The sequence below is a fragment of the Trueperella sp. HMSC08B05 genome (assembly GCF_001808405.1).
In the GTDB taxonomy this organism is placed as follows: Bacteria; Actinomycetota; Actinomycetes; order Actinomycetales; family Actinomycetaceae; genus Trueperella; species Trueperella bernardiae.
Window position 1 is genome coordinate 101,314 of sequence record NZ_KV793237.1, and the last position, 13,649, is coordinate 114,962.

Here is a 13,649-nt window from a genome sequence, read left to right on the forward strand (position 1 = left end):
CCCGTGACCTTGCCTACACTTCACCCGAAGGGTGAGATCCTTTTGCAGCGCCAAGGATCGACGTGTTTACTGTTCACTGTAATCACCGGACAGGTCGCCACCTCGGCAGCGTTTGGACCGGTGGCGAAGAAGGAGAACCATGATTGAGCTGCAAGGGGTCACCAAGGTGTACCCCCGCAAGGGAGCTGAGTCCGTTGTGGCACTCGACGACCTCTCGCTCACCATCATGGACGGCGAAATCCACGGCATCGTAGGCGAATCGGGCGCGGGCAAGTCCACGCTCATCCGCTGTCTCACGGCCCTGGAAAAGCCCACCTCCGGCGCCATTCTCGTGGACGGTAAGGACCTCACCACTCTCTCGGGCCGCCCGCTTCGCGCAGAGCGTCGCCGCATCGGCATGGTCTTCCAGGGCGCGAACCTGCTAGAGGCCCGCACGGCGGCCGAAAATATTGAATATCCGCTTAAGGTCTCGGGCATCCCGAAGGCCGAACGTGACGCGCGGGTGGCTGAGCTACTCAACCTCGTCGGCCTTGCGGACCGCGGGGCGTCCTATCCTGCGCAGCTGTCGGGTGGCCAGCGCCAGCGCGTCGGCATCGCCCGCGCGTTGGCGATCCGCCCCTCGGTGGTTTTGGCTGACGAGCCCACCTCGGCACTCGACATGGAGACTACCGACCAGATCCTCGACCTCCTGAAGAACGTGCGCGAGCAGCTCGGGGTGACGATCCTGGTCATCACGCATGAGATGGGCGTGGTGCGTAAGATCTGCACGTCGGCAACCCTCCTGGACGCGGGCCGGATCGTCGAATCGAGTTCGATCGACCACGCGCTCGCGAACCCCGAGTCGCGCTTGGCCAAGAAGCTGATCCCGCTGCCCGAAGTTGAGCCGGAGTGCCTACGCGACGACACCCTGGTCGACATCTACTTCACGTCCCGCCCCGGCATCCCCACGGGTTCGAAGGTGATGGCTCGCGTGGCCGAGCTCGGCGGCGACATCGCGGCCGGCCTGTTTGAGTCGGTGGGAGAGATGCAGGTGGGCCGCCTCGCGCTGGCGATTCCGGCGCAGAAGGTTTCCCACGCTCTTCAGGCATTCGCAGCCGACGGCATTCACGCGGAGGTGCGCGCATGAGTTTCGACATCTTCCTCGCCACGGATTCCTGGTTTTCCAACCCGGCGATCGCGCGCGGCTTGTGGCCGGCGGTCCTGGAAACGATCTACATGGTTGGCCTGTCGTCGCTCATCACTGTGGCGATCGGGATTCCGATCGGCCTGATCCTGTCCGAGACCCGCAAAGGCGGCCTCATCGCCGCGCCCACCACGAACAAGATCGTGGGCGCCTTGGTCAACCTGGGCCGCGCGATCCCGTTCATCATCCTGGCGATCATCGTCCTTTTCTTTATCCGCGGCATCGGCCTGCCGTTCCTCAAGGCGACCGGCTGGCTGGCGTTCACCATCGCGCTCGCGGTATCCGCGATCCCCTACTTCGCCCGCATGGTCGAGTCGAACGTACTCGCAGTCGAGCCGGGCAAGGTGGAGGCCGCGCAGATGACCGGCGCGCCTGCGGTGCGCATCATGTGGGACGTGCTGGTGCGCGAGGCCCTGCCCTCAATCATAAATTCGGTGACGATCCTCGTCATCACGATTGTGGGCTACTCGGCGATGGCTGGCGCCGTGGGTGGCGGCGGCCTGGGCGCGCTCGCGATTAACCAGGGTTACCAGCGTTACAACTTCGACGTCATTGTGATTGTCGTTGTCGTCATCCTGCTCATGGTGCAGATGATCCAGTGGCTCGGCGACATGCTGAGCCGGATGGTTGACCACCGCTAAGGCGCAGCCATCCGGGACCTCGCTTCAGTCTTAGCCTCCACTTTCGTACCCATTAGACAAGGATTCATCATGCGTAAGATTTTTGCTCTCGTGGCCTCCGCGGCCCTCGCCCTCACGGCGTGCTCTTCTGACAACGGTTCTGCTAACAGCTCGGAGTCGACGACGTCATCGTCCGCCTCCGCCGACGGCCTGACCACCCTTGTGGTTGGCGCTTCCCCGGTACCGCACGCCCCGATCCTGCAGTTCGTGGCGGACAACCTGGCCGAGAACGCGGGCCTGCAGCTGGAGATCAAGGAGTACACGGATTACGTCCAGCCGAACGTAGCGCTGGATGCTGGCGAGCTGGATGCCAACTTCTTCCAGCACCTGCCCTACCTCGAGGCCCAGATCGCGGATCGCGGCTACGACTTCGACCACGGCAAGGGCGTTCACATCGAGCCCTTCGGCATCTACTCGGAGACGGTCACCAACCTTGACGACGTGCCCGAGGGTGGCGTCGTGCTGGTGACGAACGACCCGTCGAACCAGGCGCGCGGCCTGTGGCTGCTCGAGACCGAGGGTCTCATTACGCTGGAGGACGTGGACAGCCCCACGATCTACGACATCAAGGACAACCCGAAGAACCTGCAGATCCGCGAGTCTGAGGCGCCGTCGATCCCCGTACAGCTTCCCGACGTCGACCTGGCTATTATCAACGGCAACTTCGCCCTTGAGGCGGGTCTGGTTCCGGCGAAGGACGCGCTCGCGCTGGAGTCCGGTGAGAACAACCCGTACGCCAACATCCTGGCGTGGAAGGCGGACTCCGGCAAGCTTGACGCGATCAAGAAGCTTGACGAGCTGCTGCATTCCCCGGAGGTTGCCAAGTTCATCGAGGAGACCTACCCCAACGGTGAGGTGACCCCGGCCTTCTAAGGCTTAGGTCCCTCGAAGGTGGCGGCCCTCGCGGCCGCCACCTTCCTTTTGGCCGGGTTGTGCCCAAACGTGAGCTTTCTGGCAGGCCGAGTTGCGGCGTCGTGAGCGCAAATGGGCATAGATTCGGCATAGACGTGCGCGAAGTGAAAGGACACGTATGCCAGTCGAGGATCATGAACAGGAAGAGGCCCTCCATCGCGGGTTGTCGAACCGCAACATCCAGCTGATCGCACTGGGAGGGGCGATTGGCACGGGCCTGTTCATGGGATCGGGGTCGACGATCCATTCGGCGGGCCCGTCGATCATCCTGGTTTACATGATCTTGGGCCTGGTGCTGTTTCTTATCATGCGCGCGATGGGCGAAATCCTCATCCACAACCTTGACTACAAGTCGTTCCAGGATTTTGCCCATCACCTCATCGGCCCGTGGGCGGGATTCGTGACGGGGTGGACGTACTGGTTTTTGTGGGTGGTGATCGCGATCGGCGACATGATCGTGGTGACCGGCTACTTCAACTTTTGGATCAAGAACATCACCGTCTCGGCGTTCGTGACGCTCGGACTGCTCGCGCTGCTCGTGGTCATCAACCTGCTGACGGTCAAGCTCTTCGGTGAGGTCGAGTTCTGGTTCGCGCTCATCAAGATCGCTGCGATCCTGGCCCTCATCGCCGTGGGCGTGGTGATGGTGGCCAGCGGCTTTACGGGGCCGACGGGCGAGCCGGCGTCGTTCACCCACCTGTGGGACCACGGGGGCTTCTTCCCCACCGGCGCCTCCGGGTTCCTGGGCGCGTTCTCGATCGCGATTTACTCGTTCATCGGTACGGAGCTGATCGGCACCACTGCCGCCGAAACCAAGGACCCCACGCGCACGATCCCGCGCGCCATCAACCAGGTGCCGTTGCGCATCGCGGTGTTCTACGTGGGCGCGCTGGCGGTCATCATGGCGATCACGCCATGGGACGCCATCAACCCCGAGACCTCCCCCTTCGTCTCCGTGTTCGCCATGGTCGGGCTGGGGGCAGCGGCGTCGGTGATGAACTTCGTGGTGCTGACGTCGGCGGCGTCGTCGGCGAACTCGGGGATCTTCTCCTCCTCGCGCATGATGTACGGGCTAGCCAAGTCGCACCAGGCGCCGCGCCTGTTCGGGCGGCTGTCCTCACATCGCGTGCCGCGCCGGGCCCTGCTGTTCATCGGCCTGCTGATCCTCATCTACCTGCCGATCTTGTTCGTGGGCGGCAGCGTGCTCAAAGGCTTCGAGCTCATCGCCGCGGTGGCGACCACGCTCATCCTGTTCATCTGGGCGCTCATCCTTGTTTCCTACATCCGCTACCGCAGGCGTCACCGCGCCGCGCACGAGGCCTCCGAGTTCAAACTCCACTTTGCGGCCGTCACCCCGTGGCTGGCACTGGCCTTCATCGCGTTCATCGCGTGCGTGCTCGTCTACTTCCCTGCCACCCGCGTGCCCACCCTGCTCACCCCGGTCTGGTTCGTGGTGCTGGGCCTCGTATGGGTGGTGCGCAAACGGATTCTGCTCCGCCGCGGGGTGACGTTGGACATCATCAACGGGTAGGACTGTTTTCAGCTTACAATCCGGACTCGGCGAGCAGCACCTCTCCCCCGCCTGCTAAATTGTTTCCATGAACAACGGTCAGTGGTGGTGGCTCTAGACGAGCCTTCCAGTGTTGACCCCAAGGCTCGTGCGAAAGCTACGAGCCTTTTTTGTAGCCTTCGCCGGAAAGGGCAGACATGAAGATTTACCGCAGGCAGGTGCCCTACGTCGACGACGTAGCGGCGCTCATCCCCTACCTGGACGCGCGCGACTCCGGCTACGACCCCTCCACACTCATGCTCCTGGAGTCGGCGGACATCGAGACCCGCCAGGGTCTGACCTCCATCGCGATCCTACGCGCGTCGGTGCGCGCCACCTGCGAAGGCCAGTCGGTCACGCTCGAGCCGCTCACGGCCACCGGGCGCATCATTGCCGAGGACGTTCTCGCCGGGCTTTCCGGCCTGTGCCGCGTGGAGGGCAACCAGGCGATCTTCGAAGTGTCGCACGACGTCGACGAGCGGGCCCGCCTGCTCGCACCCTCCACCGTGGAGCCCCTGCGCCGACTGCTGGCCCTCGACTTCGGCGACGCGCAGCCATGGGTAGGCGGCACCTTCGCCTACGACTACGTGGCCACCTTCGAGGACCTGCCGGGCGTGGCGGAGTCGGCCAACGCCTGCCCCGATTACCAGTTCGTACTCGGGGAGGTGGTGCTGGTGGTGGACCACACGGCTCGCACGGCCGAGCTCATCCAGGCTGACGCCACGGGTACCGGCTCCGACGTCGACGATCTGGCCTCCGCCCTGACGCACGCGCAGGAGGCGCTCGCGGCAGCGCAAGCCTCCCCTGGTGCAACGCCGGCGGCGGACGCGGCCGACCCGAACGGCGTTGTGAAAGCGAAAGCAGACATCAGCGACGCGGGATACCGGGAGATCGTGGCGCAGATGAAGGAGGCGATCGTCCGCGGGGACATCTACCAGGCGGTGCCGGCGCGAACGTTCACGCTGGCGTGCCCGGAAGCGGCGGCGGCGTACGCCAGGCTGAAGGAGTCGAACGCGAGTCCGTACATGTTCTTCCAGCGCGGGGTGGGGCGCGATGGGAAGCCGTTCGAGCTGTTTGGGGCGTCGCCGGAGTCGAACCTAAAGTTTGACGCGGCCACCCGCGAGGTCGAGCTCTACCCGATCGCCGGCACGCGGCCACGCGGGCGTGGGGCGGACGGGGCGATCAGCCACGAGCTGGACATCCGCGCTGAGCTCGACATGCGCACGGACGCCAAGGAGCTCGCCGAACACACGATGCTGGTGGACCTGGCGCGCAACGACCTCGCGCGCGTGGCCACGCCCGGCACCCGGCAGGTGGCGGCGCTGCTGCAGGTGGACAGGTACTCGCACGTGATGCACCTGGTGTCGCGGGTGACGGCACGTCTGGCCGACGGCATGGACGCACTCGACGCCTACCGGGCCTGCATGAACATGGGCACGCTGACCGGCGCGCCGAAGATCAAGGCAACCGAGCTGCTGCGGTTGCTCGAGGGGCGCCGGCGCGGCTCGTACGGGGGTGCGATCGGGTACCTGCGCGGGGATGGGTCGATGGACACGTGCATCGTGATTCGCTCGGCGTTCGTGGCCGGCGGCGTGGCGGCCGTGCAGGCGGGCGCGGGCGTGGTGCGCGATTCGAACCCGCAGTCCGAGGCGGATGAGACCCTGCACAAGGCCCGGGCCGTCCTGGAAGCCATCGCCCGAGCTCAGGGTAAGAAACTGGAGGTGGAGCGATGATCGTCCTGCTCGATAACCAAGATTCCTTCGTCTACAACCTGCTGGACGCGTTCGCCGGCACGGGCCGGGAGTGCGTGGTGGTGCGCAATACGACGCCGGTGTCCGCCATCACCGACCTGGGCCCGGAGATGATCTGCCTCTCGCCCGGGCCGGGCCACCCGCGCGAGGCGGGCGTGATGATGGAACTCATCGACACGGTGGTGGGTCAGATCCCGATCCTGGGCGTATGCCTGGGTTTTCAGGCCCTGCTCGAGCATTGGGGCGGGGTGGTGCGCGCGTGTGGACCCGAGCATGGCCGCGCGATTCCCATGACCCTGACCGAGGCTGGCCTGGCCAGCCCTATCTTCGCCGGCCTCGCCACCGACACGCTCCCCGACCAGCCCGGACGCTCCGTGCCCGTGGCGCGCTACCACTCGCTCGGCTGCACCGACGTGCCCGAGCAGATGGAGGCGCTTGCCACCACTCCCACGCAGATCGGTGACGTGGTCATGGCCGCGCGCAGCCGGGACGGCAAGGCACTCGGCTTCCAGTTTCACCCCGAGTCGGTGCTGACGATGTCCGGGCCCACGATGCTCGAACGCGCGATCGAGGAGCTGACGGCTGACTGACCAGCCCCAAAGACCGGCTCTAGTCGGCCCCGGCACAACTCGTGAATCTGAAGGCGACCAGGCCCCTATAGAAATCGGCAACCGGTATATTCACGACTTCTGTCGGCACAGCGCCAAGACAGGGTGCGCGAGCCCGAGTGGGCGCCGATAATTTGGGTTGGCGGTCCCGCCGAGGCTAACTAACCAGCGCGAGGACCAACGCGAACATCCCCGTACCCGCCAGCAGCGAGGCCAGGACCTTGCGAAAAGCCAAGTGCACGCCGAGCGTGGTGAGCACCCCGGCGGCCGGAGGCATCCAGGAATCGGCGCTGGCAAAGGTGACGTCCTGGAGGGTGAAGATGACGAGGATCAGCATCACGCCCGCGGGCATGGCGGCGCCGAGGTAGGCGAGGGTCTCGGAGTCGCGGACCTTGGACAGGAACACAAAGGGCGCGGCTCGCAGAGAGAATGTGATGGCCGTGGTGACAGCGATCATCGCAATAATGTAGTTCATGGCATGGAGTCCCTTCGCTCCCGGCTGTGCTCGGTGCGGCGCTCCCGGCCCGGCCGGCTCACTGCCCTGCCCAGCGCGCCGACAGGCTCCCCGACCACCGACTCGACACGCGAGGCAATGAGCAGCGCCACTGTGAACAGGACCAGCGCGGCCAACAGGTACACAGAAGACGGCAGGAACAGCGCCCCCACGCCGATGACGGCGGCGAGCGCGAAGTCCACCCGCTTGCGGTTGGCCAGGTAGGACTCAAGCATGAGCACCACGAACAGGGAGGTGAGGACGAAGTTGAGGATCCGTGAGTCTATGGGCACGGCCAGGCCCACGAGCGCCCCGAGCGTACACCCAAATATCCACGTGGAATGAGCGAAGACCTGGATCCACACCACGCGCTCCCCCGTCAGCTCTTCCCAGGGTTTGGAGGCGACCACGGCGTAGACCTCGTCGGTGAGCGCGTGTATCGAATAGAGCTTGGCCAGTAGATGCCGCACCAGGTGGAGTGGGAAGCTGATCCCGTAGAAGGCGTGCCGGAACTGGATGAACAACGTGGCAAGCGCAACGGCAGCGATCGGCTCACGGGTCACGATCATTGGGACCACCAGGTACTGCATCGACCCCGAGTAGATAAACACCGCGAAGATCGGCGCCCACCACCACTCGAGGCCCGCGCCCGTCAGCGTCATCCCCATGCCCATCCCGAGCGGGACGTAGCCCAAACCGACCGGCAGGGCATCTTTCAGGGCCAACGCGAACGCGGACGGGGAAGCAGGGGACATACAAAAAACCTACGTCCGCCACCCCACCGGGGCAACCCGGTCCACAACGTGACCGTGACCGGGCACTGCTCCTCGTAGCCCACGAGCGCGCGGAGCACGTAAAGGTTGAGGAGCGTGCGAGCCGAGAGCTCGTCGGTGCAATAGACGTTGAATGTCTCGTTGACGCGGATGTCTTCCGTTTCGGTTTTCTTCTCGCCCTTGCGGGCCGCCTCGTACCCCACCTGCTTTTCGCGCCCGAACAGGCCTTTGCCCGTGGGGATGATCCGGATGTGGCCGGACGGTCCCGGGACGGATTGGCGGGATTCCGTTCGCGAAGCCATCTGCGTACGTTCAGGTAGCGTTTCCGTGTGGTTTCCGACGACGCCGCCGCCCAGCTCGCGCCCGGCCGTGCGGCTCTTAGCCGGCGTGGTGGAGGCGGGCCCGAACCCGGACCATCGCGCCCACGGGCACGGGTACCGGACAGGGCATCGAGAATTCGCGCGCGGGGAAGTTGATCTCGGCAACGGGGTTGCCGTCGGCGTCCTGGAGGCCGTCGGCAGGGACGGCCATCGCCACGGGGGCCGAGCCCGGGAAGAGGATCTCCATCTCCTTGCCCGGGGCCAGCTTGTTCTTCGCGTGCAGGCGGAGGCGGGAGGTTGCGGGGTCGTAGCCCGTGACGATTCCCGCGAGCAGCCACTCGTTAATGTAGCCGCCCCTGTGGATCTCCTCGCCCGCGGGGTTTTCCGGGTAGTAGAAGCCGGTGGAGTAGGCACGGTGGGTGACCTTGAACGGCTCGTCGTGTAGCCAGGTCGGGAAGGTGACGGGGGTGGCCGGGCGAGGGGCGGCGGGCAGGTGGACCTGGTCGTGGAAGGGGACGAGGGTTGCGCCGGCGGCGTCCTCGAAACCGCGCTGGACCATGTACTCCCCCACAGCCGTCTTGTAAGCGTTGGTCATGGCGGCCACGTAATAGGCGCTCTTCGCGCGGCCCTCGATCTTGAGGGAGGTGACTCCGGCGTCGAGGATGTCGTCGATGTGGGTGAGCGTGTTCATATCGTTGGAGTTGAACAGGAACGTGCCCTGGTCTGTGATCTCCACAGGGATGAACTGGCCCGGCCGGCGCTCCTCCACCACGTGGTACTTGTAGCGGCAGGACTGGGCGCAATCGCCGTGGTTGGCGTCACGGCCGGTGGTGTGTTGGGAGATAAGGCAGCGGCCCGAGAACGCCATGCACATCGAGCCGTGCACGAAGGCCTCGATCTCCAGCTCGGGAGGGGTGTGAGCGCGGAGCTCACGGATGTCGGCAAGGCTGAGCTCGCGGGCCAAGACCACACGGGTGGCGCCCAGTTGGGCCAGCGCGTTCGCCGCCTGGTAGTTCGTGACCCCCGCCTGCGTGGAGACGTGGATCTCCGTGTTCGGGGCCACCTGGCGGGCGGCCATAAGCACCCCGATGTCAGTGACGATGAGGGCGTCCACCCCGATCTCCCCCAGTTGGCCCATGTACTCGTTCATGGAAGTGACCTCGGCGGAGGTGGGCAGGATGTTGCAGGTGACGAACACGCGCCCGCCGCGCTCATGGGCGTAGGCGACCGCCTCGGCGATATCCTCCAGTGTGAAGTTTTTCGGGGCCGACCGCATGCCAAATTCCTGGCCGCCGAAGTAGACCGCATCAGCGCCGAAGTCGAAGGCGGTTTTCAGGGTGGCGAGGTTGCCGGCCGGGGCCAGGACCTCGGGGCGGGTGCGGCGGCGGACGCCAAAAGGTTCGATCACGACCGTAAGCATAGCCGGCCGCCCCGCCGGGCTACCAGCTGACTGGCGCGGCCGGGCCAGTCTTGCCGGCCTGCGGGCGCGCTTCTACCAACCGCGCTCTGCCAGCCGGTGCGGGGCCGGCAGGTCGGCCACGTTGATCCCCACCATGGCTTCGCCCAGCCCGCGGGAGACCTCGGCGATCACCTGCGGGTCGTCGAAGGAGGCGGTGGCCTTGACGATGGCGGCGGCGCGGGCCTTGGGGTCGCCGGACTTGAAGATGCCGGAGCCCACGAACACTCCGTCCGCGCCGAGTTGCATCATCATGGCGGCATCTGCCGGGGTGGCCACGCCTCCGGCCACGAAGAGCGGCACGGGCAGCTTGCCCTCGCGGGCCACCTGGGCCACGAGGTCGTAGGGAGCGGCGAGGTCCTTGGCGGCAACAAACAGCTCATCCTCGGTCAGGCCCTTAAGCTCGCCGATTTCCTTGGTGATCTGGCGGATGTGCTTGGTGGCTTCGGAGACGTCGCCGGTGCCTGCCTCGCCCTTGGAGCGGATCATGGCGGCGCCTTCGTTGATGCGGCGCAGCGCCTCGCCGAGGTTGGTGGCCCCGCACACGAACGGTACGGTGAACTCGCGCTTGTTGATGTGGTTGACGTAGTCGGCGGGTGAGAGCACTTCGGATTCGTCTACCCAGTCGATGCCGAGCACCTGCAGCACCTGCGCTTCGACGAAGTGGCCGATGCGCGCCTTGGCCATGACGGGGATAGACACGGCTTTCATGATGCCTTCGATGAGGTCGGGGTCGGACATGCGAGCCACCCCGCCTTCGGCGCGGATGTCGGCGGGCACGCGCTCGAGTGCCATGACGGCCACGGCCCCCGCCTCCGCGGCGATCTTGGCCTGCTCGGCGGTGACCACGTCCATGATCACCCCGCCCTTGAGACCGGCTGCGAGTTGGAGTTTGTTGTCTTCAATGGTGTAACTCATGGTCTCCATTCTCGCCCGCGTATGGTCTACAATTAAGTCCACTTCTCGCCTACATTTTTAGACCACCCATACCCCCGCATCCCAGGAAGTACCCCGTGCCCTCCATTCCCGCCACCATCGTCGCCGACATCCGCGCCCGCCTCGAGTCCGGCTCTCTCACCCCTGGCGACCGCCTCCCCTCCACCCGCGCCCTCGCCGACGAACTCGGCGTCTCCCGCGGCTCCGTTGTCAGCGCTTACGAACAGCTCGAAGGCGAGGGCATCCTCCTCGCCTCCCGCTCGGGCAGCCGCATTCACCCGGCCCTCGTCGACACCGCCCAGCCCTCCTCCCCTCGTTCACCTTCGCCAATAACACCGTCACCCCCGTCCCTGCTCCGCCCTGGCGCGCCCCTAGAGGCACTGACCAGTTCGGCCTGGCGCGCAGCTTGGCGGGCCGCCGTGGCCGAACCGCACGCCTACCCCAGCCCGGGTTCGCCGCGCCTGCGCTATCTGCTCGCCGAGCACCTCCGCCTCACCCGGGCCGTCAGCATCGACCCGGAGCGGATCCTCATCACCGCCGGCGCCCGCGACGGCCTGCGCGCCACCCTCGCCGCGCTCGCCGCCTCCGCCCAAACCGGCCAAACCCAAACCAGCCACCCCCACCGCCTCGCCGTCGAGGACCCGGGCTTTGGCTCGCTCCGCGCGGTGCCGGCCTCAATCGGCTGGGACGCCATGCCGGTCACCACAGACGGCGAGGGCCTCTCCCCGGCGGCGCTTCATGTCCTCGCGCCCGCCGCCGCACTCGTCACCCCGAATCACCAGTTCCCCTTCGGCCTGCAGATGCCCGCATCCCGCCGCCGCGAGCTGGTCGAATGGCGCCGCGCCACCCCGGGCGCGCTCCTCATCGAGGACGACTACGACTCCGAACTGCGCGCCACCCACCCCGCGCTCGTGGCGCTCGACCCCACAGGCACCGCCCTGCTCGGCTCCTTCGCCAAGACCCTCACGCCCGCCCTCGGCCTCGGCTACGTGATCGCCCCGCCTGGGCTGCACGCCGCTATCGAGGCCCGCCTCATCCCCGTCTCCGGCATCGCCCAGGACGCGCTGTCCAACTTCCTCGCCGCCGACGGCCTTCGCCTCCACACGGCCCGCATGCGCCGCGAATACAAGCACCGCCGCGGCTTGTTCGAGCGGATTTTCCCCGAGGGCCGCACGATGGACGGCGGGCTTGGCGCCATTATTCCTTTGTCCGACGACGACGAAACCACCGCCCTCGCCCGCGCACGGCACGCGGGGTTGGCGGTGGAGTCACTCGGTCAGTATTGGTCGGGGCGGGGTCGGCGGCCAGGCATCGTGGTCGGTCTGGGGGCCGGTAGCAGGGAGAAACTCTCGGCGGCCTTGAGCCAGCTGCGGCAGATCATCCCCGCGCCCGCCGCCCCAGCGCCCGCCCCCTAAATCTCAGACGCCGCGGACCAGCAGGTCGCCGCGATCGGCGAAGCCTTGCTTGGCAAAGTACACGGGGTCGGCGGCGTCGCGCAGGGGCACCGCCACGGAGTTAACCGCGAGGCCCTCGAACAGCGAGGCGTTGCCGTAGAGGAACGCGCCGGGCGTAAGGTCGCGGAAGCGTTCGGTGACGTAGTCGATGAGGATGTGGCCGGTGTCGCCCTCTGGGCGGAGGGCGAACAGGCCGATGACCTCGTCTTCGTGCATGAGGAGGAAGGCGCGGGCACTGGGGAGGGCAGCGCGGTCGAAGCGTGGGAAGGCCTCGGCGATGGCGGCGGCGTGGCGGTCGAGGAAGCGGGCGACCAGCGGCTCTCCGGCGTCGACGTCGAGCACGGAGTAGCCGCGTTCCCCGTCGTCGCGGGTGAGGCGCCACAGCCAGTAGGCGTCGATGATGACGATCACGCCGTTCATGGCGGCGTAGGGCCAAATGCCGAAGTAGATGTTGTAGACGGTGGCGATGAAGGAGCCCAGGAGGTTGAGCACCCGGAATCGGCGGATGCTTGGCACCATGAGCGAGACGATCACGAGCACGGATCCCGCCCATCCAATAAACTCCCACAGCGGCATGTTTGTCTCCATTTCTGTTCGGCATCGTGACATGTCTTTGGCACGGTGGCACAAGTATATGAGCGTTGTAGCACGGCCCACGGGCACCTTGTGCGAAAGTGCCGAAGGTCGCACAATCGCATAAACTTGGGGCGGTTCTTGATGAAAGGAAATACCATGCTTCTTGCGTTCTCGATCGCCCCGCAAACCTCCGACCAGCCCGACGGCTCCGTTTCCGAGGCGGTAGCCGCGGCGGTGAAGATCGTCAATGAGTCGGGACTGCCGAACGAGACCACCTCCATGTTCACCACCCTCGAGGGCGAGTGGGATGAGGTGATGGCCGTGGTCAAGGCGTGCGTGGAGGAGCTGGAGAAGCACACGCCGCGCATCTCGCTGGTGATGAAGGCCGACATCCGCCCGGGCTACACGGGCCAGATCACGGCGAAGGTGGAGCGGGTGAACAAGCTGCTCGAGCAGTAGGACAGCACCGCCACCAGCGATTAAGGGATGGTAGATGACAGCTCACCGGCTTCAGCTGGCGTGGTAAGGACAAGGCGCTGATCCCGCGGAGGCCGGCAAGTACGGTTACACGTGGGTAGACCCGTCCGATCCGCGTTACTGCGAGCCCCACACGTTGATGTGCGACGAGGACGCGCGCGGTCGGCACCCCCAGTAGGATAAAGTCCGCGCGCTACATGCTTTAAATGAGTTTGGCCGGCCACTTCACTTGGAGTGGCCGGCCAAACTGTTACGGGCTAAGCGCTACCTGTTTGTTAGGTTGCGCGTGGCGTGTTGTTACGCCCGGTTTCGCCTAACTAGCGCCACGCCAGCGCCAAGCAGGCCAAGCGCAAGGGCAACGGTCATGCCGATCTCAACACCCGTGCGTGGCATCGGGTCACGCGGCTTTTCTGGCTTGTGCGGGGTCGGCCCCGGAGGCGTGTCCTTGGTGTTGGTCACCACATAACCATCGGTTGCGCTG

15 protein-coding genes are annotated in these 13,649 nt (G+C 66.0%); 8 read left to right on the forward strand and 7 right to left on the reverse strand.

Going from position 1 to position 13,649, the window contains the following annotated elements; genetic code table 11:
- Positions 1 to 139: 139 nt before the first annotated feature.
- The 6 genes from HMPREF3167_RS04015 (at position 140) to HMPREF3167_RS04040 (ending at position 6,665) form a co-directional block, all read left to right on the forward strand.
- Positions 140 to 1,126, forward strand: a complete 987-nt coding sequence (locus HMPREF3167_RS04015) for a methionine ABC transporter ATP-binding protein (protein ID WP_068538960.1) — start codon at positions 140 to 142, stop codon at positions 1,124 to 1,126.
- On the forward strand, positions 1,123 to 1,824 hold the full coding sequence (locus tag HMPREF3167_RS04020; RefSeq protein WP_062613768.1) for a methionine ABC transporter permease: 702 nt from the start codon (positions 1,123 to 1,125) through the stop codon (positions 1,822 to 1,824). The genes HMPREF3167_RS04015 and HMPREF3167_RS04020 overlap by 4 nt, the downstream gene beginning before the upstream one ends.
- A gap of 69 nt (positions 1,825 to 1,893) precedes the next feature.
- Entirely contained in the window at positions 1,894 to 2,736 is an 843-nt protein-coding gene (locus HMPREF3167_RS04025; RefSeq protein WP_062613767.1) for a MetQ/NlpA family ABC transporter substrate-binding protein, read from the forward strand.
- Between the two features lie 157 nt (positions 2,737 to 2,893).
- Positions 2,894 to 4,306 (forward strand): amino acid permease, encoded by a 1,413-nt coding sequence (locus HMPREF3167_RS04030; RefSeq protein ID WP_070445632.1) that lies wholly within the window; start codon positions 2,894 to 2,896, stop codon positions 4,304 to 4,306.
- Between the two features lie 176 nt (positions 4,307 to 4,482).
- Positions 4,483 to 6,057: an anthranilate synthase component 1 gene (locus tag HMPREF3167_RS04035; RefSeq protein WP_070445636.1), complete on the forward strand. Its 1,575-nt coding sequence runs from the start codon at positions 4,483 to 4,485 to the stop codon at positions 6,055 to 6,057.
- A complete protein-coding gene (locus HMPREF3167_RS04040) occupies positions 6,054 to 6,665 on the forward strand; it encodes a glutamine amidotransferase-related protein (RefSeq protein WP_068538957.1) in 612 nt (203 codons plus the stop codon). The genes HMPREF3167_RS04035 and HMPREF3167_RS04040 overlap by 4 nt, the downstream gene beginning before the upstream one ends.
- A 175-nt stretch (positions 6,666 to 6,840) precedes the next feature.
- Here the strand turns inward: HMPREF3167_RS04040 and HMPREF3167_RS04045 are convergent, their stop codons facing one another.
- The 5 genes from HMPREF3167_RS04045 to pdxS all read right to left on the reverse strand — a co-directional run bounded on the left by HMPREF3167_RS04045 (position 6,841) and on the right by pdxS (position 10,643).
- The gene (locus HMPREF3167_RS04045; RefSeq protein ID WP_070445638.1) at positions 6,841 to 7,158 is read right to left on the reverse strand and encodes a branched-chain amino acid transporter permease; all 318 of its coding nucleotides are present in this window, start codon (positions 7,156 to 7,158) and stop codon (positions 6,841 to 6,843) included.
- Positions 7,155 to 7,931, reverse strand: a complete 777-nt coding sequence (locus HMPREF3167_RS04050) for an AzlC family ABC transporter permease (RefSeq protein WP_068538955.1) — start codon at positions 7,929 to 7,931, stop codon at positions 7,155 to 7,157. Before HMPREF3167_RS04050 ends, HMPREF3167_RS04045 begins: the two co-directional genes overlap by 4 nt.
- On the reverse strand, positions 7,892 to 8,251 hold the full coding sequence (locus HMPREF3167_RS04055; RefSeq protein ID WP_068538954.1) for a DUF3137 domain-containing protein: 360 nt from the start codon (positions 8,249 to 8,251) through the stop codon (positions 7,892 to 7,894). Before HMPREF3167_RS04055 ends, HMPREF3167_RS04050 begins: the two co-directional genes overlap by 40 nt.
- A 76-nt stretch (positions 8,252 to 8,327) precedes the next feature.
- A complete protein-coding gene (locus HMPREF3167_RS04060) occupies positions 8,328 to 9,677 on the reverse strand; it encodes a peptidase U32 family protein (RefSeq protein ID WP_236698678.1) in 1,350 nt (449 codons plus the stop codon).
- Between the two features lie 84 nt (positions 9,678 to 9,761).
- The gene (pdxS, locus tag HMPREF3167_RS04065; RefSeq protein ID WP_062613854.1) at positions 9,762 to 10,643 is read right to left on the reverse strand and encodes a pyridoxal 5'-phosphate synthase lyase subunit PdxS; all 882 of its coding nucleotides are present in this window, start codon (positions 10,641 to 10,643) and stop codon (positions 9,762 to 9,764) included.
- Between the two features lie 95 nt (positions 10,644 to 10,738).
- Here pdxS and HMPREF3167_RS04070 point away from each other — a divergent pair, with 95 nt between their 5' ends.
- Entirely contained in the window at positions 10,739 to 12,076 is a 1,338-nt protein-coding gene (locus HMPREF3167_RS04070; protein WP_083200602.1) for a MocR-like pyridoxine biosynthesis transcription factor PdxR, read from the forward strand.
- A 3-nt stretch (positions 12,077 to 12,079) separates the two neighbouring features.
- Here the strand turns inward: HMPREF3167_RS04070 and HMPREF3167_RS04075 are convergent, their stop codons facing one another.
- On the reverse strand, positions 12,080 to 12,691 hold the full coding sequence (locus HMPREF3167_RS04075) for a YgjV family protein (RefSeq protein ID WP_062613758.1): 612 nt from the start codon (positions 12,689 to 12,691) through the stop codon (positions 12,080 to 12,082).
- A gap of 156 nt (positions 12,692 to 12,847) precedes the next feature.
- Here HMPREF3167_RS04075 and HMPREF3167_RS04080 point away from each other — a divergent pair, with 156 nt between their 5' ends.
- Positions 12,848 to 13,150 (forward strand): thiamine-binding protein, encoded by a 303-nt coding sequence (locus HMPREF3167_RS04080; protein ID WP_068538952.1) that lies wholly within the window; start codon positions 12,848 to 12,850, stop codon positions 13,148 to 13,150.
- Positions 13,151 to 13,465: 315 nt separating this feature from the next.
- Here HMPREF3167_RS04080 and HMPREF3167_RS09615 read toward each other — a convergent pair.
- On the reverse strand, positions 13,466 to 13,649 hold a 184-nt coding region (locus HMPREF3167_RS09615; RefSeq protein ID WP_148132383.1), incomplete at its 5' end, for an MYXO-CTERM sorting domain-containing protein.

What these genes read in the sequence shown, in the direction of transcription:
- HMPREF3167_RS04015 (WP_068538960.1), top strand. Translation starts at nt 140, where the DNA reads ATGATTGAGCTGCAAGGGGTCACCAAGGTGTACCCCCGCAAGGGAGCT.
- HMPREF3167_RS04020 (WP_062613768.1), top strand. Translation starts at nt 1,123, where the DNA reads ATGAGTTTCGACATCTTCCTCGCCACGGATTCCTGGTTTTCCAACCCG.
- HMPREF3167_RS04025 (WP_062613767.1), top strand. Translation starts at nt 1,894, where the DNA reads ATGCGTAAGATTTTTGCTCTCGTGGCCTCCGCGGCCCTCGCCCTCACG.
- HMPREF3167_RS04030 (WP_070445632.1), top strand. Translation starts at nt 2,894, where the DNA reads ATGCCAGTCGAGGATCATGAACAGGAAGAGGCCCTCCATCGCGGGTTG.
- HMPREF3167_RS04035 (WP_070445636.1), top strand. Translation starts at nt 4,483, where the DNA reads ATGAAGATTTACCGCAGGCAGGTGCCCTACGTCGACGACGTAGCGGCG.
- HMPREF3167_RS04040 (WP_068538957.1), top strand. Translation starts at nt 6,054, where the DNA reads ATGATCGTCCTGCTCGATAACCAAGATTCCTTCGTCTACAACCTGCTG.
- HMPREF3167_RS04045 (WP_070445638.1), bottom strand. Translation starts at nt 7,158, where the DNA reads ATGAACTACATTATTGCGATGATCGCTGTCACCACGGCCATCACATTC.
- HMPREF3167_RS04050 (WP_068538955.1), bottom strand. Translation starts at nt 7,931, where the DNA reads ATGTCCCCTGCTTCCCCGTCCGCGTTCGCGTTGGCCCTGAAAGATGCC.
- HMPREF3167_RS04055 (WP_068538954.1), bottom strand. Translation starts at nt 8,251, where the DNA reads ATGGCTTCGCGAACGGAATCCCGCCAATCCGTCCCGGGACCGTCCGGC.
- pdxS (WP_062613854.1), bottom strand. Translation starts at nt 10,643, where the DNA reads ATGAGTTACACCATTGAAGACAACAAACTCCAACTCGCAGCCGGTCTC.
- HMPREF3167_RS04075 (WP_062613758.1), bottom strand. Translation starts at nt 12,691, where the DNA reads ATGCCGCTGTGGGAGTTTATTGGATGGGCGGGATCCGTGCTCGTGATC.
- HMPREF3167_RS04080 (WP_068538952.1), top strand. Translation starts at nt 12,848, where the DNA reads ATGCTTCTTGCGTTCTCGATCGCCCCGCAAACCTCCGACCAGCCCGAC.